We start from the raw sequence: 26,980 nt of genomic DNA on the forward strand, positions 1-26,980 counted from the left end.
TATCGAACCGGCCCGAGGCCGGAAACGGCAATACGGCCAGGGCGCCGTGGGGCGGTCGAGGTGGACTCGGCCTTCGGCGAGCCGCGCTGCACTCGACCGCGCCCTGACCGACGCGGCGCGCCGGCCCTGAGCCGGGGCCCTGAGCCGGGGCCCTGAGCCGGGGCCCTGAGCCAGGAGGCCGCGGATTCCGGGCCCGATCGCGCTCGGCCATGATCGGGTGGCAGATCGTCAACGGTTCCGGCAAGGGCCGTCAGGCGCGGCCGCAGGGCGGCGTGGATGTGATGGCGTCGATCTCTGAGACGAACCCACAAGGAGCTCAGATGATCAGATTGACCGGCCGGGGCGCCGCCGCGGTCACGACGGCGGTTCTCGCGGTCAGTGGCCTCGGGGCCGCAGGGCAGACGTCCGCACGGGCGCAGACGAACCCGCGGGCCGCCACGCTGTCCGCCGACCTCACCTGCAACATCGGCGACCTCGGGCAGACGGCCGCCGTTCTCGACGGCTGGCTGACCCCGCCCGGGAACAGCTACGACGCGCCGGCACGCTTCTGGCTGCACATCTCGAACCTGAACCTGCAGGCGCCCTTCCCGATCGACTCCTGGAACGGCACCGCCTGGGTCGACGTCAGCGGCACCGAGAACACGACCTTCCAGGTGAGCGGCTCCGGGGGCGCGGTCCCGGAGCAGGGGGCGCTCACCGGCGACCTGGCCGGCGACTGGGCGCCGGCCGTGGCCGGGACGCACTTCCTGAGGGTCGGCGGTATCGAGGTCACCGTCAACAGCGCGCAGGCCGGCACCGTCGTCGTGCAGTGCGTGCCGAACGGCAGACCGAGGGCCGAGGTCCTCCAGGTCGCCGCTCCGTACCGGGGATCATGGGCCCGCCCACCGGTTCGGGGCTTCCGTCCCGGACCGTGGTACCGCCCGGGCATGATCCTCCATCGTCCCGTGTGGGATCGGCCGGGCTGGCAGCGTCCCGGCTGGCATCGTCCCGGCTGGCACAGCCCGCCGGTGTACCACCGGCCGGTCGGCCCGGGAGGCGGCTGGCATCGCCCCGGCTTCCCGATTCACCACGGCGGCTGATCGCGCCACCCTGAGGGTTCAGAGCCCCGCCGTCCGCATGCGCGGCCGGCGGAGGCTTTGGAACGGGCCCGAGGCCGGAACGGCGATACGGTCAGCGCGCGATGAGGCGGTCGAGGTGGACGTCGCCTTCGGCGAGGAGGACGGCGGGACCGCGCAGGAAGCTGGTCGTGCCGTCCAGGATGACGGTGAGGACGCCGCCCGGGACGGCGACCTCCCAGGTGCCGGTCGTGCGGCCTTCGGCGTGGGCGGCGGCGACGGCCGTGGCGACCGTGCCCGTACCGCAGGAGCGCGTCTCGCCCACTCCCCGCTCGTGGACCCGCATCTCCACCCGGCCGTCGCCGACCGGCCGGAAAAGCTCGACGTTGACGCCGTCGGGGAAGGCCGCCGCGTCGACGTCGGGGGCGTGCTCCAGGTCGAGGCCGGCGACCGGCTCGTCGATCAGGCAGGCCAGGTGCGGGTTGCCCATGGAGACGCGCAGGCCGGCGTACGACCGGCCGGACAGCGCCGCGTGTCCCTCCCCCAGGATCCGCGGAGCGCCCATGTCCACCGACACGTCGCCGGTCGCGCCCAGGCTCACCGCGCGCACGCCCGACCTGGTCCCGATCGTGAAGTCGCCGGGTGCGGCGAGGCCGGCGTCGACGAGGTAGCGGGCGAAGACCCGGACGCCGTTGCCGCACATCTCCGCGACGCTGCCGTCGGCGTTGCGGTAGTCCATGAACCACTCGGCGCCGAGGTCGTCGTGGCCCAGCGCCTTGGCGCGCACGACGCGCAGCACGCCGTCGGCGCCGATGCCGGCGCGCCGGTCGCAGAGGGCGGCGACCAGGGACGGGGTCAGGTCGAGGGAGCCGTCGGGGTCCGGCACGATCACGAAGTCGTTCTCGGTGCCGTGTCCCTTCACGAAGCGCATGGGCCGATCGTATCGAGCGCGGTCTCCACGGGCGCGTCGTAGGGGATCCATCGCACGCGGGGGTCGCGGCGGAACCAGGACTCCTGGCGGCGGGCGAACCGCCGGGTGGCCCGGATCGTCTCCTGCTTCGCCTCCTCCTCGGTCCACTCCCCCGCCAGGAAGCGGAGCACCTGGGCGTAGCCGAGTGCGCGGCTGGCCGTGAGCCCGTCGCGCAGCCCGTACGGCTCCAGCCCGCGGACCTCGTCGACGAACCCGGCCTTCCACATCCGCTCGACGCGTACGGCGATGCGCTCGTCGAGCTCGGGACGGGGGACGGTGAGTCCCAGCTGTACCGAGTCGCCGGTGTCGGCGTAGGACGGCATGGAGGCGGTGAAGGGCCGGCCCGTCATCTCGATCACTTCGAGCGCCCGGACGATCCGGCGGCCGTTGCTGGGCAGGATCGAGGCGGCGGCGGCCGGGTCGAGGCCGGCCAGACGGGCGTGCAGCGCGGCGGTCCCGTGCTCGGCGAGCTCGCCCTCCAGCCGTGCCCGCAGCTCCGGGTCCGTGCCGGGGAACTCCAGGTCGTCCAGGACCGCGCGGACGTACAGGCCGGACCCGCCGACCAGCAGCGGCGTCCGCCCGCGGCCGCGGACCTCCGCGACGGTGCGGCGGGCCAGTTCCTGGTACTCGGCGACGCTGGCCGTGCGGGTGACGTCCCACACGTCGAGCAGGTGGTGCGGTACGCCGCGCCACTCCGGCTCGGCGAGCTTGGCGGTGCCGATGTCCATGCCCCGGTAGAGCTGCATCGAGTCGGCGTTGACGACCTCACCGCCGAGACGCAGGGCGAGTTCGACCGCGAGATCGGACTTGCCCGCGGCGGTCGGGCCCACGACGGCGATCACCTTCATTTCCCCCACCGGTCAATTCTGCCGTTTCCCCCGAGGTGCCGCCGCCACTCGCCCGCTCCGGCCGGGCGCGAGGCCGGGCGGGGTACGCACGAGCGGGTTTTCCCGCCGGAAACGGGGCAGAGGGCCGGTAGAGGGTGCCGGCGGACGGCATCCCCGTATGAGGAGGCGCGGATGTCCTTCAAGGACAAGGTCAAGGATCTGCTGGGCCAGCACGGCGACAAGGTCGACAAGGTCATCGAGAAGGCCGGCGACATGGTCGACCGCAAGACCGGCGGGAAGTACGAGCGTCAGGTCGACACGGCGCAGGAGCAGGCCCGCAAGTACGCGGAGCGGGCCGGTGGCGAACACGAGCCCGAGACGCGTGAGGGAGGCGCCGATCCCCAGGGCGGCCGGCCGTCATAGCGCGCGGCGGGTCCAGCTCGCGACGAGGTACCCGACGCCGTACGGCGCCGTGTCGGCCAGCAGTTCGGCGTCGTAGGCCGCGTCTCCCGCCGCTCCGGCCAGCACCTGCCACGGCGCGCGCCCGGCCGCCCGCAGTTCGGCGGCGAGGCCGGGGGCGAGTCCCGCGAGTGCGGCACGGTTCGCGCCGGCCAGCGCGGCGGCCACCGCCGCGTCGAAGCCGGCGGCCCGCGGATCGAGGTAGCCGGGAGCCGCCGCCGTACGGCACGCCGACCCGTCGCCCATCACCAGCAGCGCGACCGCGGGGGCCAGGTCCGCCAGGTCGGCGCCCAGCCGGAGGCAGGCGGCGGGCGAGGCGTCCTCCGCGACGCCCTGGAACAGCGCCGGCCGGTCGCCGATCAGCCACCGTCCGATCGTCAGGGACAGGGGCAGCACCGGCTCACCCTGCCCCAGAGTCAGGTCGACGCCGTACGGCCGCAGGCTCCCCGCCGCGCCGGGCCCGAAGTCGCGGGTGGCCGACCCGGAGCCGACCACGATCAGCAGGTCGGCGGGAGCGAGCCGGCGTACGGCGGCGTCGCAGGCCGCCCGCACCGCGTCGAGTTCGGCGGCCGCGCCGCTCGCGACCTCCGGCACCAGCAGCGGCGGGTGCGGGCACACCGCCGCGGCGGTCAGCACGCCGCCGCCCCGGACGGTGCGGTCACGGGCAGGAGGAGACCGGGGGCGCCGCGGGCCGGCCGATGCCCGGCATGCCCAGCGAGACGCCCTTCTGCGCGGGCGCGGCCGTGCGCCGCTCCCAGGCGTCGCCCGCCCGGGTGCGCCGGAGATCGCGGACCGGTCCGTCCGCGACCAGGTGGTGCGGCGCGGCGTAGGTGACCTCGACGGTGACCATGTCGCCCGGCCGGGGGACCTTCGCGTCGTCCTCGCCGAGAGCGAAGTGGACGAGCCGGTTGTCGGGCGCCCGCCCGGACAGGCGGTGCGTGCGCTGGTCCTTGCGGCCCTCGCCCTCGGCGACGAGGACTTCGAGGGTGCGGCCGAGCTGCTTCTTGTTCTCCGCCCAGGAGATCTCCTCCTGCAGGGCGATCAGCCGTTCGTACCGCTCCTGCACGACCTCCTTGGGCACCTGGTCGGCCATGTCCGCCGCCGGTGTGCCGGGCCGCTTGGAGTACTGGAAGGTGAAGGCCCCGGAGAAGCGCGCCTCGCGGACCACGTGCAGCGTCTGCTCGAAGTCCTCCTCGGTCTCCCCCGGGAAGCCCACGATGATGTCCGTGGTGATCGCGGCGTCCGGGATCGCGGCGCGGACCCGCTCGATGATGCCGAGGTAGCGCTCCTGCCGGTAGGAGCGCCGCATGGCCTTCAGCACCCGGTCGGAACCGGACTGCAGCGGCATGTGGAGTGAGGGCATGACGTTCGGCGTCTCGGCCATCGCGGCGATGACGTCGTCGGTGAAGTCGCGCGGGTGCGGCGAGGTGAACCGGACCCGCTCCAGCCCGTCGATCTCCCCGCAGGAGCGCAGCAGCTTGGCGAACGCGCCGCGGTCGCCGAACTCGGCGCCGTAGGAGTTGACGTTCTGCCCCAGGAGGGTGATCTCACAGACGCCCTCGGCGACCAGCGTCTCGACCTCGGCGAGGATCTCACCGGGGCGGCGGTCCTTCTCCTTGCCACGCAGCGACGGCACGATGCAGAACGTGCACGTGTTGTTGCACCCGACCGAGATCGACACCCACGCGGCGTACGGGGACTCGCGGCGGGTCGGCAGCGTGCTCGGGAACGTCTCGAGCGCTTCCTTGATCTCGACCTGCGCCTCATCCTGGACGCGGGCGCGCTCGAGCAGGACCGGCAGCGAGCCGATGTTGTGGGTGCCGAAGACGACGTCGACCCAGGGCGCCCGCTTGACGATCGTGTCGCGGTCCTTCTGCGCCAGGCAGCCGCCGACCGCGATCTGCATGCCGGCGTGGCCCTCCTTCACCGGCCGCAGGTGGCCGAGGTTGCCGTACAGCCGGTTGTCGGCGTTCTCCCGTACGGCGCACGTGTTGAACACGACGACGTCGGGCGTCGCGCCGTCGTCGGCGCGGGCGTAGCCGGCGTCCTCCAGCAGCCCGGCGAGCCGCTCGGAGTCGTGCACGTTCATCTGGCAGCCGTACGTGCGGATCTCGTACGTGCGGGGCCGGTCGTCGAATGTCGTGGGCGCGCTCATCTCAGACGTAAGAGTACGCGCGCCGCGCGCCGGACGAGGACTCCGCGCCGAGCGCGCCGGTCAACGGGCACAAGATCGACTTCCCGGAGTGGCACCGCTCCAGCGGCGGGCAAGTGCCCGCCGCAACGTGACCGGATCGGTACCTCATCTCGGCTTTCTCTCCAGAGTGTTGACGTACGCTTTGCGCACATGACGGACGGCAAGGAGGCCCGGGAGGCCGAGGTGAGTGGCGGCGGACCTCTCGTCGTGCTCGAGAACGTGAACAAGTTCTACGGCGACCACCATGTCCTCAAGGACATCGACCTCACGATCCATCGGGGCGAGGTCGTGGTCGTGATCGGCCCGTCGGGCGGCGGCAAGTCGACGCTGTGCCGCACGATCAACCGGCTGGAGCCCATCGACGGCGGCACCATCCGCATCGACGGCAAGCCCCTGCCCGAGGAGGGCAAGGCGCTCGCGCAGCTGCGCGCCGACGTGGGGATGGTCTTCCAGTCGTTCAACCTGTTCGCCCACAAGACGATCCTGCAGAACGTCACGCTCGGCCCGATCAAGGTCCGCAAGGCGGACAAGACCGAGGCGGAGCAGCGCGCGATGGAGCTCCTCGAGCGGGTGGGCATCGCCTCGCAAGCCGAGAAGTACCCCGCGCAGCTGTCCGGCGGGCAGCAGCAGCGCGCCGCGATCGCCCGGGCGCTCGCGATGCGTCCCAAGGTGATGCTGTTCGACGAGCCGACCTCGGCCCTCGACCCGGAGATGGTCAAGGAGGTCCTCGACGTCATGATCAACCTGGCGGCCGAGGGCATGACGATGGTCGTGGTGACCCACGAGATGGGGTTCGCCCGCGCGTCGGCCAACAAGGTGGTGTTCATGGCGGACGGCCAGATCGTCGAGGAGAACACCCCCGGAGAGTTCTTCACCAACGCGCGGAGCGACCGCGCCAAGGACTTCCTGTCCAAGATCCTTACGCACTGACCGTGACCGGTCCGGCGTTTCAAGGTTCAGCCGAACCGAGGAACCGCGGCGCGCGGTCCTCCACGACACAGGGGATGAAAAGGATGCGAGTACGTCATTTCGGGGTCGTCGCCGCCGCGCTCGCGGTGGCCGGGATGGGCATCTCCGGGTGTGCCGCCAAGAAGAACACGACGGTGGCCGACAAGGCCAAGGACGGCAAGAAGATCGTCATCGGCGTGAAGTACGACCAGCCCGCGCTCGGCATGAAGACCGGCAGCGGGGTCGAGGGCTTCGACATCGACGTCGCCAAGTACATCGCCAAGAAGCTCGGCGTGAAGGACGACAGCAAGATCGAGTTCAAGGAGGCCCGGTCGGCCAACCGGGAGACCTTCCTGCAGAACGGCACGGTCGACATGGTGATCGCCACGTACTCGATCACCGACGCCCGTAAGCCGAAGGTCACCTTCGGCGGCCCGTACGTCGTCACCCACCAGGACCTGATGGTCCGGGCGAACGACAACTCGATCACGAGCCTGCAGTCGCTCAAGGGAAAGAAGCTGTGCGCGGTGTCCGGGTCGAACTCCTGGAAGAACATCACCGAGGGCACCAATAAGCTGAACGCCAAGGTCGCCGCGGTCACCGTCCCGGCCCAGGGCTACGAGGAGTGCATCACCAAGCTCAAGGGCGGCTCGGTCGACGCGGTCTCCACCGACGCGACCATCCTCGGCGGCTTCGCCGTCCGTGAAGGCTCCCCGGTCAAGGTCGTCAACGCGCCGTTCACCGACGAGAAGTACGGCGTCGGCCTGAAGAAGGGCGACACCAAGACCTGCAACGCCGTGAACGACGCCATCAAGTCGATGTACTCCGACGGCACCGCCAAGCAGCTGTGGGAGAAGTGGTTCGCCAAGGCGAACCTCCCGTTCGACGCGACCGCCCCCGCCCCGGAAGGCTGCAGCTGAGCCGCAGGTACGGGACCGGCGCCGGTGAGCCGCACGGCTCGCCGGCGCCGCTCGTAAGAGCGTAGGAGTGAGATGAACTGGAACGTACTCCTCGACTTCAGCCCGTTGGCGGACAACAGCGACAAGCTGCTCTCGGCGTTCTGGGCGAACATCCGGATCTCCGTGACGGTCGGCATCCTGTCCCTGGTGCTCGGCACGCTGATCACCGCGATGCGCGTCTCGCCCGTCCGGGTGCTGCGGGTGGCCGGCGCGTTTTACGTCAACACGCTGCGGAACACCCCGCTCACGCTGGTGCTGCTGTTCTGCAGCCTGGGGCTCAGTGACACGCTGAAGTTCAGGATCTCCCACACGCCGAGCATCAACTTCTTCTGGCTGGCGGTCCTCGGCATGTCGGTCTACACGGCGGCCTTCGTGGCCGAGTCCCTGCGGGCCGGCATCAACACGGTGCCGATGGGGCAGGCGGAGGCGGCGCGGGCGATCGGGCTCACCTTCACCCAGTCGCTGCGCATGGTGATCATGCCGCAGGCGTTCCGCGCCGTCATCGCGCCGCTCGGCAGCGTCATGATCGCGATGATCAAGAACACGACGGTGGTCCTGGTCGCCAGCTACTACGAGGCGGCGTCGCTGATGAAGGACATGTTCGAGCAGTACGGCGCGACCCTGCCGATCTTCATCGGTTTCGCGGTCGGCTTCATGTGCCTCACCCTGCCGACGGGCTTCTTCTTCAACTGGCTGGCCAAGCGGATGGCGGTGGTTCGATGAGCACCGTGACGGAGACCAAGCCGGCGCCCCCGCGCGCCGCGAAGCGGCAGGCGTCCGTCCTGTTCGACGCGCCGGGTCCCAAGGCTCGGATGCGGCACAACATCCTGACGCTGATCTCGGCGATCGTCATCCTCGCGATCATCTACGTCGTCGTCGCGCGGTTCGACAAGGAGGGCCAGCTCCAGGGCAAGCTGTGGAAGCCGTTCATCGAGGTATCGACCTGGTCGGACTACATCCTCCCCGGCATCGGCGGCACGCTGAAGGCGGCGCTCGCCGGCGCCGTCCTGGCACTGCTCTTCGGAGTGCTGTTCGGGCTCGGGCGCATGTCCGACCACCGGTGGATCAGGATCCCGGCCGGCGCGGTCGTCGAGTTCTTCCGCGCCATCCCGCTGCTGATCCTCATCTTCTTCGTCTTCAGCGGCCCGCCCACGATCGCCAACGCGCTGAACCGCGAGTTCCCCGAGGTGACCGCCTTCACCGCGCTGGTCATCTCGCTGATGCTCTACAACGGCTCCGTGCTGGCGGAGATCTTCCGGGCGGGCATCAACGCGGTGCCCCGCGGCCAGTCGGAGGCGGCCTACGCGATCGGCCTGCGCAAGAGCGGCGTGATGCGGCTCATCCTCATCCCGCAGGCCACGACCGCGATGATGCCCGCGATCGTCAGCCAGCTCGTCGTCCTGCTGAAGGACTCGGCGCTGGGCTGGATCATCTCCTATGAGGACCTGCTGAACACCGGGTACCGCCAGATCCCCACCCAGTACGGCAACCTCATCCCGGCCGCCATCGTCATCGCGCTGATCTACATCGCGATGAACCTCGCGCTCAGCTACCTGGCCACGTGGCTGGAGAAGCGCAGCCGGCGCAGCCGTAAGAGCGCCGCCAAGCCGATCGACGTGAGCACGGTGCCCGGCGCGGGCCTGACCGGCGAGGCCCCGGGAATGCCCTCCGCCTGACCGGCGAGGCCTCCCGGGGGCCCCTCCGCCTGACGGCGAGGCTCCCCTGAGGTCGTCGGCCTGACCCGCGAGGTGCCCCGGGACGCCCTTCGCGTGGCCCGGCGAGAGCCCGGAACGGGCCGGTGGAAATCCACCGGCCCGTTTCGTGTTTCCCCGGCCACACCCGGCGATGTTCAGGCGGGTCAAGTATCGGGTCGAGGTCCCATCGGCGTCCTGTTTGCGAGACGATTCCGATATGACCGCTCGCGCTACCGCCCCCTATGGATCCTGGTCCTCTCCGATCTCCGCCGCCGACGTGGCCCGCGCGCGCCTGCGACTCAGTTACCCCACCATCCACGGTGATCGCGTGTGGTGGCAGGAGACCCGTCCGGAGAAGGGCGGCCGGACGACGATCGTGCGGTCCGGCGTGGACCTGCTGCCCGCGCCGTGGGACGCCCGTACCCGCGTGCACGAGTACGGCGGGCGGTCCTACCTTCCCCTCCCCGACGGCGACTTCGTCTTCGCCAACTACGAGGACCAGCGGCTGTACCGCCTCACCCCGGGCGAGCTGCCCCGGCCGCTGACCCCCGAACCCGCGCAGCCCGCCGGTCTGCGCTACGCCGACTTCGCGCTCTCCCCCGACGCGCGGCACCTGTGGTGCGTCTGCGAGGGCCACACCACCGCGGGCGTACGCCGGGCGATCGTCGCGGTCCCGGTCGACGGCAGCGCCGCGGAGGACGCCACGGCGATCCGCGAACTCGTCAGCGGCTCCGACTTCTACGCCTACCCGACCCCGTCCCCGGAGGGCGGCCACCTCGCCTGGATGCAGTGGAGCCACCCGCGGATGCCGTGGGACGGCACCGAGGTGCGGGTCGCCGCGTTCGACGAGACGGGCGCGCTGGACGCCCCGCGGCCGGTCAAGGGCGGGCTGAGCGAGTCGGCGCTCGCCCCCACGTGGCTGAGCGAGTCCCGGCTGTACGTCGTGTCCGACTGGCCGGGCTGGTGGAACCTGTACGAGGTCGGCCTGCACGGCGAGTCGCCGCAGGCGCTGTACCCGGCCGAGGAGGAGTTCGCCGGGCCGCTGTGGCAGCTCGGCGGCCGCCCGTACGCCGTCCTGGACGACGGCCGCATCGCCGTGCTGCACGGCCAGGGCGACCAGCGGCTCGGCCTGTACGACCCCGAGACCGCCGACCTCGTCGACTTCGACCTGCCCTACACCGACTGGAAGCCGCAGCTGTCCGCCGACGGGACGAGCATCGTGGGCATCGCCGGCGCGCCCGACATCCCCTGGTCGGTGGTCGTCGTGGACGCCGACAGCGGCGAGGCGAAGGTGCTGCGCAGCGAGTTGGACTCCCCGCCCGAGGCGGCCTACCTCCCGCTGCCGCGCGCCCAGGAGCTCGAAGGCCCGTTCGGGCGTCCCGTGCACGCCTACGTGTACCCGCCGTCCAACCCGGCCTTCCAGGCCCCCGAGGGTGAGCTGCCGCCGTACGTCGTGTTCGTACACGGCGGCCCGACCGGGCACAGCACGAGCGTGCTGGACCTGGAGATCGCCTACTTCACCAGCCGGGGCATCGGCGTGGTCGACGTGAACTACGGCGGCTCGACCGGGTACGGCCGCGCCTACCGCGAACGGCTGCGCCGCCAGTGGGGGATCGTGGACGTCGAGGACAGCGTCGCCGCCGCCGAGGCGCTCGTCCGCGGCGGCGCCGCCGACCCCGCGCGGCTGGCCATCCGCGGCGGCAGCGCCGGCGGCTGGACGACGCTGTGCGCGGTCACGCACACGGACCTGTTCAAGGCGGGCACCTCCTACTTCGGCATCTCCGACCCGCAGAACTGGCTCAAGGAGACCCACGACTTCGAATCGACCTACCTGTACGGGCTGATCGGGCCGATCCCCGGCTTCGAGCGCACGTACGAGGAGCGCTCCCCCATCGCGCGCGCGTCGGAGGTCGCCTGCCCCGTGCTGCTCCTGCAGGGACTGGACGACCCGATCGTCTCCCCGCCCCAGTCCGAGCGGTTCGCCGAGGCCATGGCGGGCAAGGGGACGCCGTACGCGTACCTGACGTTCGCGGGTGAGTCACACGGGTTCCGGCGGGCGGACACCGTCATCGCCTGCCTGGAGGCCGAGCTCGCCTTCTACGGGCAGACGCTCGGATTCGAACCGAAGGACGTCGCGCCGATCGAACTCACCGCCGGCCGCCCGCCGGCCGGGTCGCCGGAGGAGGCCGCCGGTGCGGAGGAGGCGGACACGACGTCGTGAGGAGCGCGCCCCGGTCGCCGCGCCGGTCGCTCAGCGGGCGAACTCCGTGGCGCGCGACTCGCGGACCACGGTGATCCGGATCTGACCGGGGTAGGTCAGCTCCTCCTCGACCTGCTTGGCGATGTCGTGCGCGATGACCTGCGCCTGCAGGTCATCGACCGAGTCGGGCCGCACCATCACCCGGATCTCGCGGCCGGCCTGCATGGCGAAGACCTTCTCGACGCCCTCGCGGGTGGCCGCGATCTCCTCGAGCCGTTCGAGGCGCTTGACGTACGCCTCCAGCGACTCCCGCCGCGCGCCCGGACGGCCCCCGCTGATGGCGTCGGCCGCCTGGGTGAGCACCGCCTCCACGGTGCGTACCTCGACCTCGTTGTGGTGCGCCTCGATGGCGTGTACGACGTCCTCGTCCTCACCGTACCGCCGGGCGATCTCCGCGCCGATCAGCGCGTGGCTGCCCTCGACCTCGTGGGTCAGCGCCTTGCCGATGTCGTGCAGCAGCGTGCACCGCTTCAGCAGCGGAACCGGCAGCTTCAGCTCGGCCGCCATGATTCCGGCCAGGTGCGCCGACTCGATCAGGTGCGCCAGGACGTTCTGCCCGTACGACGTGCGGTATCGCAGGCGGCCCAGCAGCGTGATCAGCTCGGGGTGCATGTCGGTGAGCCCGAGTTCCATCAGGGCGTCCTCACCGGCGCGCACGCAGCGCTGCTCGACCTCGGCCTTGCTGTGCTCGTAGATCTCCTCGATCCGCTGCGGATGGATCCGGCCGTCGAGGACGAGCTTCTCCAGCGTCAGCCGGCCGACCTCCCGGCGTACGGGATCGAAGCAGCTGAGCAGCACGGCCTCGGGCGTGTCGTCGATGATGAGGTTCACGCCGGTCGTCGTCTCGAAGGACCGGATGTTGCGGCCCTCGCGGCCGATGATCCGGCCCTTCATCTCGTCGCTGGGCAGGTGCAGCACCGACACGACCGACTCGGCGGTCTGCTCGCTCGCGACCCGCTGGATCGCCAGCGTCACGATCTTGCGGGCGCGCTTCTCGCCCTCGTCGCGCGCCTCGTTCTCGATCTCCCGCGTGATCAGCGCGGCCTCGCGCTTGGCCTGGTTCTCGATCAGGGAGACAAGCTCGGTCTTGGCCTGGTCGGCGGTGAGCCCGGCGGCCTGCTCGAGCACGCTCTTGCGCTCGTCGTCGAGCCGGTCGAGTGCGGCCCGCCGTTCCTTCAGCGCCTGCTTGGCGTCGGCCAGTTCCCGGGCCCGCTCCTCGAGGCGGCGCACCTCATCGTCCAGCCGGTGCTCACGCTCGGCGAGCCGGGCCTCGCGGCGTTCGAGGTCCTCGCGGAGCGCCCGCAGGTCCTCCTTCAGCGACCTGATCTCGTCCTCGACCTCGGACCGGGCCGCCGCGGACAGCTCCCGGGCCCTCGCCTCGGCGTCGCTGAGGATCTCCTGGGCGTCGGAGCGGGCCTTCGCGACGATCTCGTCCGCGCCTCGCTGCGCCTCCGCCTGCTCCTCGTCCGCCGCCACGCGGCGCGCGGCGGTGTCGAGGCGGCGGAGCACGACGAGGACAAGGACGACCAGTGCCAGGATGACCACCAGTGCCGCACCTGTCACGACGTAGATCACGGCACTGACCCCTCTCCTCGACGCTGCGCCACCAGGAGGCCCTGATGTCGGCGACGCGAGGCGTTACGGGCGCGCCGTGCGGTCGTCCCGGGACGGCCGCGACCAGCACCCCCGGCGAGCCGCCGGACGCGCGCGGTCAAGCGGGCTCCGGAGCGTTCCAGAACCCTGCTATGCGAACCACCGGCCGCGGGAGCCGGACACAACACTCTTCAGCTGGTCGAACGCGGTCAGTCCTATGGCAATCCGCACTGCGCGGAGTAACACCTCACTGCCGTAACCGTAAGCGGCCAAGAGGTAATGGGCAAGAAAAGACCCCACGATCCGGACGATTCGCTCGATCTTTCTTGTAACGGTCCATGTCAGGGCCGGACCGGGGTGTGGGCGGGTCACCGCCATGATCGACTATGTGCAGCACGCCCGGTGAGGGCACGCAGTCATGATCGTGTCACCGAGCCGGCGCCGCGCCGCCTCCGGAGGCGCGGCGTTCGGCCAGCAGCCCGGATGGCGTCAGCCCCGCCAGAGCCCGCACCTCACGGCTCAGATGCGCCTGATCGGCGTACCCCGCGGCGGCCGCGAGCCCGGCCAGCGAACGCTCCGGGCCGGGCAGCGTTCCGGCCCGGTCGGACAGCGCCAGGAAACGCTGGAGGCGCGCCACGCGCCGCAGTGTGCGCGGCTCCAGCCCGGTACGGGCCAGGATCAGCCGGCGCAACTGCCGCTCGGACAGCCCGGCCTCCTCCGCGATGCCGGCGACCCGCGCTCCGGTCCCCATGAGACGGCGAACGGCGTACTCGGCCCGCCGGTCCTCCGGCCGGCGGGCCACGGCGGACGGCCAGGGCCGGCCACGCCGCACGGCGTCCGCGATCCGCCCGGCCTCCGCGGCCGGGAACACCTCGCCGAGCGGCACCTGGAGATCGCGCAGCTCGTACGCCGGCAGGCCGAGCACCACGCCGATCATGGCGGGGCGGATGCGCAGCCCCCGCAGCCGCTCCCCACCGCGCAGCCACGGCAGGACGGGCTCCGTCGCGGCTCCGACGACGACCGCGCTCCCGTCCACGGAGACGATCACGTCGGCGCAGGCGTCCGGCAGCACCCGCTGCACGTAACCGTCCACACGCTCATCGACGCGCTGCTCCCACCGGCACCGCGCGAACGGATGCGGTTCCGCCGGGGCGACCTCCCAGTAGACCGACCCGGTGTCCGAACCGGTGTCCGAACCGTTCAAGACCACCCTCCCCCGCCCGCGCCATGCTGGGACGCATGGAACAGCAGGCACACTTCATCACCCTGTCGACGCCCGACCTCGGCGCCGCCCGGGCCTTCTACCGCGACGGGCTCGGCTGGACACCGCTCCTGGACGTGCCCGGAGAGATCATCTTCTTCCAGATCGCCCCCGGCCTGGTCCTCGGCCTGTTCGATACAGCCAAGTTCGTCGCCGACCTGCAGGGCCGGCCGAACGACGGGAGACTCGGCGGCCTCACCCTCTCCCAGAACGTTCCGACCCCCACGGACGTCGACGCCACCGTGAAACGCGCCGTCGAGGCCGGCGGCAGGCTCGTCAAGAGCCCGCAGACCGCGGCGTTCGGCGGCTACCACGGCCACGTCGCCGACCCGAACGGCGTCGTCTGGGAGATCTGCCACAACCCCGGCTGGCGGGTCGACGAGACCGGCCGCGTCCACCTGGAACCGATCGCGGACACCCCTTAGGGAACCGGGCTCGGCCGTGGAGCACAAATTCGGAACGTCCTCGGCGCCTTCGACCCCCTCAACGTGTCAGCGACAGACATTGCCGATAAGGGCGAAATAGGCAATGTTGCCGATATTCCGGCCACCTACGCCGATGCCATACTCGGCCACATTCGTCACTCGACGTGGCCGAACCAGTCAGGCGAGTCGACATCCCCGACAAATCTGTCAAAACAAGGAGGACAAGTGCAACGTAGGGTACTCGGTAGATTGGGCATCGCCATCGGCGTCGCAGCCGCGGGAGCGGCGCTTTCCCTCTCCAGCGCGGCATCCGCTTTCGCGGACGACCCTGGGGTGCCGATCTCGCACGCACCGTTGGGTGCCGTGGGCCCCTACGCGACGTACACAGACTGTGTGTACGCGGGGAACTCCGCTGCCCAGCAGGGCCTGCTTTGGGGATTCTCCTGCACCCAGCGCTCCGACGGTTGGTATTACCTGAACCCGCGGTGATCGCGCCCTTCGGGTCGCAGCGACATCATCGCACACGCCCCTGAGCCGGCATGGTCAGGATCGGTGAGATCCCGACCATGCCGCTTCAAGGACCGCTTTCGTATCCCGGCCTGAAGGCACTACGGACTCAGTCGTCGAACGACAGATCCGGAAGCTCCCCGGCGCCTTCGGCCTCCAGTGCCTCGCGGACGACGCGGTAGGCGAGGCCGCCGGAGTAGCCCTTGCGGGCGAGCATGCCCATCAGCCGCCGGGTCCGCTTGACCGGGTCCAGGTTTCGGGTGCCGGGCAGCCTGCGGGCCACCAGCTCGCGGGCCGCCGCCTCCTCCTGCTCGGGGCCCAGCTCCTCCACGGCCTCGCTGACCGTCTCGTCGGCGACGCCGCGCCGCCGCAGCTCGGCGGCGAGGGCCCGGCGGGCCAGTCCACGGCCCACGTGCCGGGACTCGACCCACGCGCGGGCGAACGCCGCGTCGTCGATCAGCCCGACCTCGGAGTAGCGGCTCAGCACCCGCTCGGCGACGTCATCGGGCACGCCCTTGCGGCGCAGCGCGTCGGCAAGCTGCGCGCGCGTCTTCGGGGAGAACGACAGCTGCCGCAGGCAGATCTCGCGCGCCACCGCCTCCGGATCGGCGGGCGGGCCCTGCGCCGCCGGGCTGCCCGGCGTCGGGCCCTCGGGAGAGCGGCCCCTGCCGCGTCTGCGCCCACGCCGCCCCGACCGCCCGTCCTCCGTGGCCTCACCACTCGCCGGGGTCTCCGCCGCGCCGGCCACGTCATCCTCCTGAGCGGGGCCGGCGTCACCAGGGAAGGTCTCCGCGCCGGGGTCGGCCTGGCGCGGAGCGGGACGCCGCCACCCTTCAGGAGCGTTCACGGGTCATCCCCCCGACCGATCCCGCCGCGGGGCGACCCGGGATCACACGTCTCCCGGCTTCGGGGTCTTGGCGGCCCGCTTGGCCGGAGCAGCCTTGCCCGCCGGGGCGGCGGCCGCCGCCGGAGCCGCCGTGGGAGCGCCCGCCGGCTCGTCCGCCGGGGCGTCGACGCGCGGCCCCACGCCGAGCTTCTCCTTGATCTTCTTCTCGATCTCGTCGGCGATGTCGGGGTTCTCCTTGAGGAACCGCCGTGCGTTCTCCTTGCCCTGGCCGAGCTGGTCGTTGCCGTAGGTGTACCAGGCGCCGGACTTGCGCACGAAGCCGTGCTCGACGCCCATGTCGATCAGGCCGCCCTCGCGGCTGATCCCGACGCCGTACAGGATGTCGAAGTCGGCCACCTTGAACGGCGGGGCGCAGTTGTGCACCACCACGTCCTCCGCGACGAGGTTATGCAGTTCCTCCACCTCTACATCGAAGGTGCGGACCTTCTTGGCCGGCAGGACCTCCCGAATCGAGGAGAACCACAGCTGGTCCGCGAGGATCTCGTGGAGGAAGGTGTCGTCGAGAGCGTCGGCAAGACGCTGCACCCTGTCGCGCCGCAAGCGCTGCTTCCCGAGCACTTGGCGCATTCCGCCCCTCGGGTTCCCGGACATCTCTCCGAGAAAGCGCGCGGCGAGCGCTGGCGTCACGCCGCGGTTCTCCAGGTGCGCGAGTACAGGCTCGATGACATCTTCGGAGAGATATCCGCGACGCGAACCATGGTGCCGCCCCTCGACCGCGCCCAGCTCTCGAACGAGGACCTGGCCACGGGGTCCCCACATCGGGATCGCCTGCGCGAAAGCCTCGGCGTTGTCGGCTCCACTCACCCGTACCTCCCACGTGGGGAGCTTGCCGCTGATCCGGCGTCCCTTGATCAGGCCGCCTCGTTGCGCACGGGGGTCCCGTTTCCGGACACTGCTTCCGATCCCCCAACGCAGCAGGAGCCAGTGGATCTGATGGGCGAGTTGTTCAGACGTGGTGGTGAACCCTATACGGATGCCGCCGGTCTGCTCCCGTGAAATGTGTCCGTCGGACTCGAAGAGCCCAAAAATCAAGTTACCGACGACGTCCGCCGAGATGCCAGGAGAGAAGAAGAACCCGGGAAGCTTCTTTTCTGAAGCGAGCTTCCCCCAGACATCCGCCTCACGACAGAGCTCCAGGACTCCGTTCTTTTCTCCTGAACGATGAGAAAAACTGACGGCGATGCCACCATCTTTCGGCTTCGCCTCGCATCCGAGAGTGGATGCGATTTTCGCAGCATCCTCTTGCAGGGACTCTGCGACGTTGATGAAGGTAATCGGAGTCTTGCCGCCGACGTATCCGTCGCCGATGAGATAGCCGAGCAGTCGAGCCTTGTCTGCTGTGATCGGCTCTTCCTGCCCGAATCCCGTAAGTGCCCTGGGACGTGCGACCCGAACACCTGGCGCAAGCTCGCCGGCGAGTCTCCATCCCCGCTCGGTCAAGACCTTGTGATCGGGAGTGACCCACAGTTCGGTATTGTCGCCGAGCTTGAGGCCGATCACTTCTTGCTCCCCCTGGTCGAACCAGGAGGCGACCTCGCGGACTTGCAACTCCCCCTTCTTGTCGACGGCCACCACATGAATGGGCAGCAGCCCATCGACCACATCCTCGATACGGTGTGTAACTCCGGTCAAGGGATCAAAGATTCGAGTGCCCTCGGCCAGGCATTTGTTTTTGACGACCTTGACGCGCGTACGGTTCCCGACCGCATCCGTGCCGTCCTTCATTGTTTCGATTCTACGAACGTCCAGTCGAATGGATGCGTAGAACTTGAGCGCCTTTCCGCCAGTAGTGGTCTCTGGACTTCCGAACATCACACCTACCTTTTCCCGCAGCTGATTAATGAAAATCGCTGTGGTCCGGGTCTGGTGAATGGCGCCGGTGAGCTTGCGGAGGGCCTGGGACATGAGGCGGGCCTGGAGACCGACGTGGCTGTCGCCCATCTCGCCCTCGATCTCGGCGCGGGGCACGAGGGCCGCGACGGAGTCGATGACGACGACGTCGATCGCGCCGGAGCGGATCAGCATGTCGGTGATCTCGAGGGCCTGCTCACCCGTGTCGGGCTGGGAGACGAGGAGGGCGTCGATGTCGACACCGATCTTCTTGGCGTACTCCGGGTCGAGCGCGTGCTCGGCGTCGACGAACGCGGCGATGCCGCCCGCCTTCTGCGCGCTCGCCACGGCGTGCAGGGCGAGGGACGTCTTACCGGAGGACTCCGGACCGTAGATCTCGACCACGCGGCCACGCGGGAGACCGCCGATGCCCAGGGCGACGTCGAGGGCGATCGAACCGGTCGGGATCACCTCGACCGGGGGGCGTCCCTCCTGGCCCAGCCGCATGACGGAACCCTTGCCGAACTGCCGCTCGATCTGCGCGAGCGCCGCCTCGAGGGCCTTCTCGCGATCGTTTGCTGCCATGTGAGGTGTCCCTGTCGGGTCGATGCCTGTTGTTTGTCGGAAGCGACGTTACGGGGACCCGCCGACAGTTTTCGAGGATCCGGTCCACCACTGTGGACAACGCCGTCGCTTCCTTCACTCTAGCCGAACACGTGTTCGATCATGAACCAACGCGCCGATTCACCCGGGAAAGACGCGGCGTCTTGCCTTACGCTGAGGTCAGGATCATGCCGGTGACCATCCTCATGTGCGCCGACCCGCTGAACCCCCGGCGGGTCGACGAGCACTACGCCCGGGAGGCCGAGGCCGTACGCGCGCTCGGCGGGTCGGTCGCGCTCATCGACCATGACGCCCTGCAGCGCGGCGACGTGGCCGAGGCCGTGCGCTGGGTGCCGGACGGGCTGGGGACCGCGTGGTACCGCGGCTGGATGACCACGCCGGCGCGGTACGCCGCGCTCGCCGGCGCGCTGGCCGCTCGCGACGTCGTCCTCGCCGTCCCGCCGGACGGCTACGAGAAGGCCCATGAGCTGCCCGGCTGGTACGAAACGTTCGCGGGCGTGACGCCGGCCAGCGTGTGGCTGCCGCTGTCCCCCGGGGTGAGGCCGGCGGCGGACGAACTGGCCGAGCTCGTACGCCCGCTGCGTCCCGGGGCGGCGGTCGTGAAGGACTACGTGAAGTCGCGTAAGCACGAGTGGGACGAGGCCTGTTACATCCCCGACCTCGCCGACGCCGAGCGGCTGCACGCCGTGGTCGCGCGATTCGTCGAACGCCAGGGCGAGTTCCTGGCCGGCGGTGTCGTCATCCGCGAGTACGAGCGGTTCGACGGCGGGGAGGCCCGCGTGTGGTGGATGGACGGCGAGCCGGTGCTGATGGGCCCGCACCCGGACACGCCGGACCGGTACCCACGCCCGCAGGCGGACCCGATCGCCCCGTGCGTGCGCGCGCTGGGCTGCCGGTTCATCACCACGGACCTGGCCCGGCGCGAGGACGGGGCCTGGCGGGTCGTCGAGGTCGGCGACGGTCAGGTGAGCGACCTGCCGTCGGTGTCCGAACCCGCCGATCTGTACCTCAGCTTCCCGATCAGGTAGTGCTTTCGGCGGGATCTTGGCTCTAGACTTACCGGTCATTAGTCTCGACCCCGGAGATGCGACCGCAAATGCCCCCAAAGGACGCGCGCAGGATGATGCGCTCCCACGTCGTCCAGCTGAGCGCGGTGAGCCTCCTGTCGCTGTCCATCGTCGGCTGCTCCCACCGCAGTGAGACCGCCTACTGCGTCGACGGCTGGGCGCCGGTCCACAGCTCCTACCGCGTCGTCCCCGACTACTACTGCGACAACGGCGGCTCGTACGGGCGTTACTACTGGTACTACGGCGGCAGCTACCGCAACGGGTACATCTCCCACGGCACGACCATCCGCCCGCGCGGCCCCCGCATCGTCTCGCGCGGCGGCCGGGTGATCTCCCGCGGCAGCAGCCGCAGCAGCCACAGCGGCCATGGCGTCTCGCGAGGCGGGTTCGGCCACCACGGCAGCAGCTCGCGGGGAGGCTGAGCGGTGCGGCGCGGGCGTTCGGCGCCCCGGGAGCGCTGGGACCAGATCGTCGAGTCGCAGGGGCTGGCCTACCACCGCACCTCGCACCCCGGACATCTGCCCCGGCCGTACTGGGACGAGTCAGTGCACTACACGTTCGAGATGGACGAGGTGCTGGCCCTCGAGGAGACGGTCGAGGAGCTGCACCGGATGTGCCTGGCGGCGGTGGAGCACGTCGTCAGCACCCGCCGGTACGCCGTGTTCGGCATCCCGCCGTGGGTGTGGCCGCTGATCGAGGCGTCGTGGCGGCGCCGCGACCCGCACCTGTACGGGCGGTTCGACCTGTGGTACGACGGCTCGGGCCCGGCGAAGCTGCTGGAGTACAACGCCGACACCCCCACCTCGCTGCTGGAGAGCTCGATCGTCCAGTGGTACTGGGTGCGCGACACGCACTCCGACGACGACCAGTGGAACTCCATCCACGAGCGGCTCGTCGACCGCTGGAAGGAGATCGCCCCCACGGTCCTGTCCGGTCCGCCGGGGCTGCCCGGAGGGCCGGCCGTCCACTTCGCCTGGACGAACGAGGACGAGACCGGCGAGGAGGTCATGACGATCGCGTACCTGCAGGAGACCGCCGAGCAGGCGGGCGTGCCGGGCATCGCGATCGCCATGGAGGACATCGGCTGGCACCACGACCGCGGTCGGTTCGTCGACCTGGAGAACCGCGACATCACGGCGTTCTGCAAGCTGTACCCGTGGGAGTGGATCGTCGGCGAGCCGTTCGGGCGGCAGGTGCCGCGGGCCGGCTGGGTCGAGCCGATCTGGAAGATGCTCCTGTCCAACAAGGCGCTGCTCGTCCTGCTGTGGGAGCTTTACCCCGGCCACCCGAACCTGCTGCCCGCCTACCTCGGCACGCCCGGCCCCCTCACCTCGTACGTCCAGAAGCCGCTGCTGGGACGCGAGGGCGCGAGCATGCGTATCGTCACGCCGGACGGCGTCCACGCGGACACGCCGGGCGAGTACGGCGCCGAGGGTTACGTCTTCCAGGAGTTCCGCCCGCTGCCGGACTTCGCGGGCGAGCACCCGGTACTCGGGGCCTGGGTCGTCGGCGACGAGGCGGCCGGCCTGGGCATCCGCGAGACCTCCGGCCTGATCACCGACGACACGTCGTCGTTCGTCCCGCACCGCATCCCGGCCGAGCCCGAGGACGGCGGAGTGGGCCCCTCGTGACCGTTTCCCCGGGCACTTCCCCGACCTCGGCTAAGGAGAGTAGACAGATGGTCCTGGCGTTCTCAGACGGCTTCGGCACGGCGCTGGGCAAGGGCGCGGGCGCGATCGCCGCGTACACCGCCGTCGGCCTGGTGCTGCTGCTCATCGGCTTCTTCGCGGTCGACGTCACCACGCCGGGACGGCTTACCTCGATCATCCGGCACGGGCGGAACACGAACGCCGCGCTGCTGGCCGTCTGCGGCGTCGTGGGGGTCGGGCTGGTCGTCGCGTCCTCGATCTACGCCTCCGGCGGCCGGCTCAGCGAGGGCCTGATCGCGACGCTCGTGTGGGGCCTCGTCGGCATCGTGGCCCAGCAGGTCGGCGCGCTGATCGTCCGGGCGCTGTTCCGCGTCGACGTGGCGGCGCTCATGCGCGCGGAGTCCCTCGAACCGTCCGCCGTGCTCCTCGGCGCGACGCAGGCGACGATCGGCCTGATCACCGCCGTCGCCGTCATCTGAGGGCGGCGGCGTCACCTCACGGCGGGGGCGTCGTCGCCCGACGGCGGGCGGCGTCACCTGACGGCCCGCCGGGACGGCCGTGGACCGGCCGGAACGGTCACCGGGCGTCGTACGGGGCGAGCCGGGGCCGTACGGGCGACGCGCCGCGGTGCACCGGCAGCCCGGCGGCCCGCCATTCCTGGAACCCGCCGATGACGTCGGTGGCGTTGACCAGCCCGAGCGCGCGCAGCGACGCGGCGGCCAGCGAGGACGAGTAGCCCTCGTCGCAGATCACGATCCACCGCACGTCATGGCCGGTGGCCTCCGGGATGCGGAATTCGCCGTCCGGATCGAGCCGCCACTCCAGATGGTTGCGCTCGACGACGATCGCGCCGGGAACGTCCCCGTCGGCCCGCCTCTGGTACTCCGGGCGCGTGTCGACGAGACGAGCCCCCTCGCGCACCGCCTCCGCGGCCTCCAGCGGCTTGAGCCGGACCAGCCGCGCACGCGCCTCGCCGAGCAGCCGGTCGACGCTCACCGGAGCCGTTGCGGCACGTCGAAGGTGGCGCAGACGGCCCGCCAGACGTTCTTGGCGTCCTCGCCGTCGGCCAGCGCCTGCTCGACGGTGCGACCGCCGAGTTCGGACAGGACGTAGTCCTTGGCCACGCTCTCGGCGTAGCCCGCGCCGAACTGCTGGTTCATCCGATCCCAGAACACCGTGAGTCGCACGGTCCCCACGCTACCGTTCCGGTCTCGCCGCGGCCGATTCGGTCGGTGGGGCCGTGCACACTGGCAGCATGAACCCCGTCGACCGTTTCTCGGCCCCGACCCGGGCCTGGTTCACCGGGGCCTTCGCCGCGCCCACGGCGGCCCAGACGGGCGCCTGGGAGTCGATCGCCCGGGGTGACAACACCCTCGTCGTGGCGCCGACCGGGTCCGGCAAGACCCTCGCCGCGTTCCTGTGGTCGCTGGACCGGCTGGCCTCGATCCCCCCGCCGGAGGACCCGAAGCGGCGCTGCCGGGTCGTGTACGTCTCGCCGCTCAAGGCCCTGGCCGTGGACATCGAGCGGAACCTCCGCGCTCCGCTGACCGGCCTGCGGCAGACGGCGCGGCGGCTCGGGCTGGACGAGCCGGACATCGGCGTCTCGCTGCGCTCCGGGGACACACCGGCCGACGAGCGCCGCCGCTTCGCGACGAAGCCGTCCGACATCCTGATCACGACGCCGGAGTCCTTGTTCCTGATCCTGACCTCGCAGGCCCGTGACGCGCTGCGCGGCGTGGAGACGGTGATCGTCGACGAGGTGCACGCCGTGGCGGGCACCAAGCGCGGCGCGCATCTCGCGCTGTCCCTCGAACGGCTGGACGCGCTGCTGGAGCGCCCCGCGCAGCGGATCGGGCTGTCGGCGACGGTGCGCCCGGTGACGGAGGTGGCGACGTTCCTCGGCGGGACGCGGCCCGCGACGGTGGTGCAGCCGCCGCACGAGAAGGAGGTCGACCTGCGGATCTCGGTGCCGGTGGAGGACATGACCGAGCTTCCGCCCGACCCCGGCGCCGAGGACGGCTCCCCGCTGCGGGGCCGCAACCTGTGGCCGCACGTCGAGGACGCCGTGCTCACTCTCATCGAGGAGCACCGGTCGACGATCGTGTTCGCCAACTCCCGGCGCCTGGCCGAGCGCCTGAGCGGCCGGCTGAACGAGCTTTCCTGGGAACGGCGGAACGGCGAGGCGCGGCCGCAGGACTCCTCGCCGGCGGAGATGATGGCGCAGGCGGGGGCGGCGCGCGGGGCGCCCGCCGACGTCGTGCGCGCGCACCACGGCTCGGTCTCCAAGGAGGAGCGGGCCGGCATCGAGGAGTCGCTGAAGGCCGGCCGGCTGCCGGCCGTGGTGGCGACCTCCAGCCTGGAGCTGGGCATCGACATGGGCGCGGTCGACCTGGTCGTGCAGGTGGAGTCGCCGCCGTCCGTGGCGGCCGGACTGCAGCGGATCGGCCGGGCCGGGCATCAGGTCGGGGCCGTCTCCAAGGGCGTGATCTTCCCGAAGTACCGCGGCGACCTCGTGCAGACGGCCGTCGTGGCCGAGCGGATGCGCGACGGGCGGATCGAGGAGCTGCGGTATCCGCGCAACCCCCTCGACGTGCTGGCCCAGCAGATCGTGGCGATGACCGCGATGGACGAGTGGCCGGTGGACGAGCTGGAGACGCTCGTACGCCGGGCGGCGCCGTTCGCGACGCTGCCCCGGTCGGTGCTGGAGGCGACCCTCGACATGCTCGCGGGCCGCTACCCCAGCGACGAGTTCGGCGAGCTGCGCCCCCGCCTGGTCTGGGACCGCGTCGCCGGCGTGCTGCGCGGCCGTCCCGGGGCGCAGCGGCTGGCGGTGACCAGCGGCGGCACGATCCCCGACCGCGGTCTGTTCGGCGTGTTCCTCGTCGGCGAGAAGGCCTCGCGGGTCGGTGAGCTCGACGAGGAGATGGTGTACGAATCGCGGGTCGGCGACGTGTTCGTCCTGGGCGCCAGCTCGTGGCGGATCGAGGACATCACCCCGGACCGGGTGCTGGTCTCCCCGGCGCCGGGGCATCCGGGGAAGCTGCCGTTCTGGCACGGCGACGCGCCGGGACGTCCGGCGGAGCTGGGCCGGGCGCTGGGCGCGTTCAGCCGCGAGCTGTCGGCGCTGGAGCCGGACCGGGCGCGCGAGCGGCTGCGGGCGAGCGGCCTGGACGACTGGGCGGCCGGGAACCTCGTGGCGTACCTCGCCGAGCAGCGGGACGCCACCGGCTACGTCCCCGACGACCGGACCCTGGTGGTCGAGCGGTTCCGCGACGAGCTCGGCGACTGGCGGGTGGTGGTGCACTCGCCGTTCGGCGCGCGGGTGCACGCGCCGTGGGCCCTGGCCATGGCCGCGCGGCTGCGGGAGCGGTACGGCGTGGACGCGCAGGCCGCGCACTCCGACGACGGCATCGTGCTGCGCATCCCCGACACGGGCGCCGCGTTCGACGAGACCGGCGCGGCCCCGCCGGCGGGCGACCTGGCGGTGTTCGATCCGGAGGAGATCGAGCGGATCGTCACCGACGAGCTGGGCAACTCCGCGCTGTTCGCGTCGCGGTTCCGGGAGTGCGCGGCGCGGGCGCTGCTGCTGCCGCGCCGCAATCCGGGCAAACGGATGCCGCTGTGGCAGCAGCGGCAGCGGGCCGCACAGCTGCTGTCGGTCGCGAGCCGGTACCCCTCGTTCCCGATCGTGCTGGAGACGGTGCGCGAGTGCCTGCAGGACGTCTTCGACGTGCCGGGCCTGGTCGCGCTGATGCGTGAGCTGGCGAGCCGCAAGGCGCGGCTCGTCGAGGTCGAGACGCCGGTGCCGTCGCCGTACGCCCGGTCGCTGCTGTTCGCCTACATCGGCGCGTTCATGTACGAGGGCGACGCGCCCCTGGCGGAGCGGCGCGCGCAGGCCCTCGCCCTGGACTCGACGCTGCTGGCGGAGCTGCTGGGCCAGGCCGACCTGCGGGAGCTGCTCGACCCGGAGGTGGTCGCGGAGGCCGACCGTGAGCTGCGGCGGCTGACGCCCGAGCGGCGCGCCCGGGACCGGGAGGGCACCGCCGACCTGCTGCGGGAGCTCGGCCCGCTGAGCACCGGCGAACTGATCGAGCGGGGCGTCGACCCGCACTGGCCGGCCGAGCTGGAAGAGGCGCGCCGGGCCATCCGGGTGCGGATCGGCGGCGTCGAGCGGTGGGCCGCGATCGAGGACGCCGCCCGGCTGCGCGACGCGCTCGGCGTCCCGCTGCCGGTGGGCATCCCGGAGGCGTTCCTGGAGCCGGTCGCCGATCCCCTCGCCGACCTGCTCAGCCGGTACGCCCGTACGCACGGGCCGTTCCACGCGGCCGACGTGGCGGCACGGTTCGGGCTGGGCGTCGCGGTGGTCACCGACGGGCTGCGGCGGCTCGCCGCGGCGGGCCGGGTCGCCGAGGGCGACTTCACGCCCGGCGAGCGCGGCACGGAGTGGTGCGACGCGGGTGTGCTGCGGATGCTGCGCCGCCGGTCCCTCGCCCGGCTGCGGGCCGAGGTGGAGCCGTCGCCGCCGGAGGCGCTCGCCCGGTTCCTGCCCGCCTGGCACGGGATCACATCGCGCGGCTCGCTGCGGGGCATCGACGCCCTCGTCCACGCGATCGAGCAGCTGCAGGGCGCGGCGGTGCCCGCCTCCGCCCTGGAGTCGCTGGTCCTGCCCGCGCGCGTGCCCGGCTACTCCCCAACGATGCTCGACGAGCTCACCGCCTCCGGCGAGGTCGTGTGGGTCGGGCAGGGCGGCCTGCCGGGCGGTGACGGCTGGGTGTCCCTGTACCTCGCGGACACCGCGCCGCTGCTGATGCCCGAGGCCGCCGAGATCACGCTGACGCCGCTGCACGAGCGCGTGCTGGAGTCCCTCTCCGACGGCGGCGCGGTGTTCTTCCGCACGCTGTCCGACCGCGTCGGGTCGCTGAACGACACCGAGCTCGTCACCGCGCTGTGGGACCTGGTGTGGGCCGGCCGGCTCACCAACGACACCCTCGCGCCGCTGCGCGCCCGGCTCGGCTCCACCCGTACGACGCACCGGTCCCGGACCCGGCGACGGCCTGCCCTGCCGTCACGCACCGGCCCGCCGGCCGCGGCGGGCCGCTGGTGGCTGCTGCCCGAGGCGGAGACCGACACGACACGACGCGGCCACGCACTGGCCGAGACCCTCCTCGACCGCTACGGCGTCGTCATCCGCGGGGCCGTCATGGCCGAGCGGACACCCGGCGGCTTCGCGGCGGTGTACCCCGTGCTCAAGGCGTTCGAGGAGTCCGGCCGGGCCCGGCGCGGCTACTTCGTCGAGGGCCTGGGCGCGGCGCAGTTCGCGCTGCCCGGGGCCGTGGACCGGCTGCGGGCGACACGCCCCGACGCCGACGCGCCGCGCGCGGTGGTGCTCGCCGCGACCGACCCGGCCAACCCGTACGGCGCGGCGCTGACCTGGCCGGAGCGGTCCGGTGAGGTGGCGAGCGGGCACAAGCCCGGGCGTAAGGCGGGCGCGCTCGTCGTGCTGGTCGACGGCCGGCTCACGCTGTACGTCGAGCGCGGCGGCAAGACCCTGCTGTCCTGGGACGAGGAGGGCCTGCAGCCCGCCGTGGACGCCCTCGCCCTGGCCGTACGCGAGGGCGCGCTGGGCAAGCTCACCGTCGAACGCGCCGACGGCACGTCGATCGTCGACTCCCCGCTCGCGGCCGCCCTGGAGGCCGCCGGCTTCCATCCCACCCCCCGCGGCCTCCGCCTCCGCGCCTGACCGCCCGCCCG

23 protein-coding genes are annotated in these 26,980 nt (G+C 71.6%); 13 read left to right on the plus strand and 10 right to left on the minus strand.

The window, feature by feature from the left end:
* The first annotated feature begins 320 nt into the window (after positions 1-320).
* The gene (locus NE235_RS15665; protein WP_252803383.1) at positions 321-1,079 is read left to right on the plus strand and encodes a hypothetical protein; all 759 of its coding nucleotides are present in this window, start codon (positions 321-323) and stop codon (positions 1,077-1,079) included.
* Positions 1,080-1,170: 91 nt separating this feature from the next.
* Here NE235_RS15665 and dapF read toward each other — a convergent pair whose 3' ends face one another.
* Together dapF and miaA are read right to left on the minus strand one after the other, a co-directional pair.
* Positions 1,171-1,986, minus strand: coding sequence for a diaminopimelate epimerase (gene dapF, locus NE235_RS15670; protein ID WP_252803385.1), 816 nt, complete (start codon positions 1,984-1,986; stop codon positions 1,171-1,173).
* Positions 1,974-2,873: a tRNA (adenosine(37)-N6)-dimethylallyltransferase MiaA gene (gene miaA / locus NE235_RS15675; RefSeq protein ID WP_252803741.1), complete on the minus strand. Its 900-nt coding sequence runs from the start codon at positions 2,871-2,873 to the stop codon at positions 1,974-1,976. The genes dapF and miaA overlap by 13 nt, the downstream gene beginning before the upstream one ends.
* A 171-nt stretch (positions 2,874-3,044) precedes the next feature.
* On the opposite strand from miaA, the gene NE235_RS15680 reads away from it, so the two are divergent.
* Entirely contained in the window at positions 3,045-3,275 is a 231-nt protein-coding gene (locus NE235_RS15680; protein ID WP_252803387.1) for an antitoxin, read from the plus strand.
* On the opposite strand, the gene NE235_RS15685 is transcribed toward NE235_RS15680, so the two are convergent.
* Positions 3,270-3,947, minus strand: a complete 678-nt coding sequence (locus NE235_RS15685) for a class III extradiol ring-cleavage dioxygenase family protein (protein ID WP_252803389.1) — start codon at positions 3,945-3,947, stop codon at positions 3,270-3,272. The two genes, NE235_RS15680 and NE235_RS15685, sit on opposite strands and share 6 nt — an antisense overlap.
* 22 nt (positions 3,948-3,969) lie before the next feature.
* On the minus strand, positions 3,970-5,466 hold the full coding sequence (miaB, locus tag NE235_RS15690; RefSeq protein ID WP_252803390.1) for a tRNA (N6-isopentenyl adenosine(37)-C2)-methylthiotransferase MiaB: 1,497 nt from the start codon (positions 5,464-5,466) through the stop codon (positions 3,970-3,972).
* Between the two features lie 189 nt (positions 5,467-5,655).
* On the opposite strand from miaB, the gene NE235_RS15695 reads away from it, so the two are divergent.
* The 5 genes from NE235_RS15695 to NE235_RS15715 all read left to right on the plus strand — a co-directional run bounded on the left by NE235_RS15695 (position 5,656) and on the right by NE235_RS15715 (position 11,327).
* Positions 5,656-6,435, plus strand: a complete 780-nt coding sequence (locus NE235_RS15695; protein WP_252803393.1) for an amino acid ABC transporter ATP-binding protein — start codon at positions 5,656-5,658, stop codon at positions 6,433-6,435.
* A gap of 83 nt (positions 6,436-6,518) precedes the next feature.
* Positions 6,519-7,373: a glutamate ABC transporter substrate-binding protein gene (locus tag NE235_RS15700; RefSeq protein WP_252803395.1), complete on the plus strand. Its 855-nt coding sequence runs from the start codon at positions 6,519-6,521 to the stop codon at positions 7,371-7,373.
* A gap of 72 nt (positions 7,374-7,445) precedes the next feature.
* Positions 7,446-8,135 carry an amino acid ABC transporter permease gene (locus NE235_RS15705; protein ID WP_252803397.1) on the plus strand — a complete coding sequence of 230 codons (690 nt, stop codon included), beginning with the start codon at positions 7,446-7,448 and terminating at the stop codon, positions 8,133-8,135.
* Complete coding sequence (locus tag NE235_RS15710; protein ID WP_252803399.1) at positions 8,132-9,088, plus strand: amino acid ABC transporter permease; 957 nt, start codon at positions 8,132-8,134, stop codon at positions 9,086-9,088. The genes NE235_RS15705 and NE235_RS15710 overlap by 4 nt, the downstream gene beginning before the upstream one ends.
* A 235-nt stretch (positions 9,089-9,323) precedes the next feature.
* The gene (locus NE235_RS15715; protein WP_252803402.1) at positions 9,324-11,327 is read left to right on the plus strand and encodes a S9 family peptidase; all 2,004 of its coding nucleotides are present in this window, start codon (positions 9,324-9,326) and stop codon (positions 11,325-11,327) included.
* A 30-nt stretch (positions 11,328-11,357) separates the two neighbouring features.
* Here the strand turns inward: NE235_RS15715 and rny are convergent, their stop codons facing one another.
* Both rny and NE235_RS15725 read right to left on the minus strand, forming a co-directional pair.
* Positions 11,358-12,929, minus strand: coding sequence for a ribonuclease Y (rny, locus tag NE235_RS15720; protein WP_406567591.1), 1,572 nt, complete (start codon positions 12,927-12,929; stop codon positions 11,358-11,360).
* Between the two features lie 457 nt (positions 12,930-13,386).
* On the minus strand, positions 13,387-14,163 hold the full coding sequence (locus NE235_RS15725; protein WP_252803406.1) for a helix-turn-helix domain-containing protein: 777 nt from the start codon (positions 14,161-14,163) through the stop codon (positions 13,387-13,389).
* Positions 14,164-14,198: 35 nt separating this feature from the next.
* On the opposite strand from NE235_RS15725, the gene NE235_RS15730 reads away from it, so the two are divergent.
* The gene (locus NE235_RS15730) at positions 14,199-14,645 is read left to right on the plus strand and encodes a VOC family protein (RefSeq protein WP_252803408.1); all 447 of its coding nucleotides are present in this window, start codon (positions 14,199-14,201) and stop codon (positions 14,643-14,645) included.
* 616 nt (positions 14,646-15,261) lie between these two features.
* On the opposite strand, the gene NE235_RS38185 is transcribed toward NE235_RS15730, so the two are convergent.
* The gene (locus NE235_RS38185) at positions 15,262-15,999 is read right to left on the minus strand and encodes a regulatory protein RecX (RefSeq protein ID WP_308206086.1); all 738 of its coding nucleotides are present in this window, start codon (positions 15,997-15,999) and stop codon (positions 15,262-15,264) included.
* A gap of 42 nt (positions 16,000-16,041) precedes the next feature.
* The gene (recA, locus tag NE235_RS15740) at positions 16,042-18,474 is read right to left on the minus strand and encodes an intein-containing recombinase RecA (RefSeq protein ID WP_252803410.1); all 2,433 of its coding nucleotides are present in this window, start codon (positions 18,472-18,474) and stop codon (positions 16,042-16,044) included.
* 206 nt (positions 18,475-18,680) lie between these two features.
* Between recA and NE235_RS15745 the strand changes: the two genes are divergently transcribed.
* The 4 genes from NE235_RS15745 to NE235_RS15760 all read left to right on the plus strand — a co-directional run bounded on the left by NE235_RS15745 (position 18,681) and on the right by NE235_RS15760 (position 21,708).
* Entirely contained in the window at positions 18,681-19,541 is an 861-nt protein-coding gene (locus NE235_RS15745) for an ATP-grasp domain-containing protein (RefSeq protein WP_252803412.1), read from the plus strand.
* A gap of 92 nt (positions 19,542-19,633) precedes the next feature.
* Positions 19,634-20,002 (plus strand): hypothetical protein, encoded by a 369-nt coding sequence (locus tag NE235_RS15750; RefSeq protein ID WP_252803414.1) that lies wholly within the window; start codon positions 19,634-19,636, stop codon positions 20,000-20,002.
* A gap of 3 nt (positions 20,003-20,005) precedes the next feature.
* A complete protein-coding gene (locus NE235_RS15755) occupies positions 20,006-21,211 on the plus strand; it encodes a glutathionylspermidine synthase family protein (RefSeq protein WP_252803416.1) in 1,206 nt (401 codons plus the stop codon).
* A 47-nt stretch (positions 21,212-21,258) separates the two neighbouring features.
* Complete coding sequence (locus NE235_RS15760; protein ID WP_252803418.1) at positions 21,259-21,708, plus strand: DUF350 domain-containing protein; 450 nt, start codon at positions 21,259-21,261, stop codon at positions 21,706-21,708.
* A gap of 97 nt (positions 21,709-21,805) precedes the next feature.
* Here NE235_RS15760 and NE235_RS15765 read toward each other — a convergent pair whose 3' ends face one another.
* Positions 21,806-22,225: a rhodanese-like domain-containing protein gene (locus NE235_RS15765; protein ID WP_252803420.1), complete on the minus strand. Its 420-nt coding sequence runs from the start codon at positions 22,223-22,225 to the stop codon at positions 21,806-21,808.
* Positions 22,222-22,416: a DUF3046 domain-containing protein gene (locus tag NE235_RS15770; protein ID WP_252803423.1), complete on the minus strand. Its 195-nt coding sequence runs from the start codon at positions 22,414-22,416 to the stop codon at positions 22,222-22,224. The genes NE235_RS15765 and NE235_RS15770 overlap by 4 nt, the downstream gene beginning before the upstream one ends.
* A gap of 68 nt (positions 22,417-22,484) precedes the next feature.
* Here NE235_RS15770 and NE235_RS15775 point away from each other — a divergent pair, with 68 nt between their 5' ends.
* Entirely contained in the window at positions 22,485-26,969 is a 4,485-nt protein-coding gene (locus tag NE235_RS15775; protein ID WP_252803425.1) for an ATP-dependent helicase, read from the plus strand.
* The last annotated feature ends 11 nt before the right edge of the window (positions 26,970-26,980 follow it).

Source organism: Actinoallomurus spadix (assembly GCF_024055725.1).
GTDB classification, from domain to species: Bacteria; Actinomycetota; Actinomycetes; order Streptosporangiales; family Streptosporangiaceae; genus Actinoallomurus; species Actinoallomurus spadix.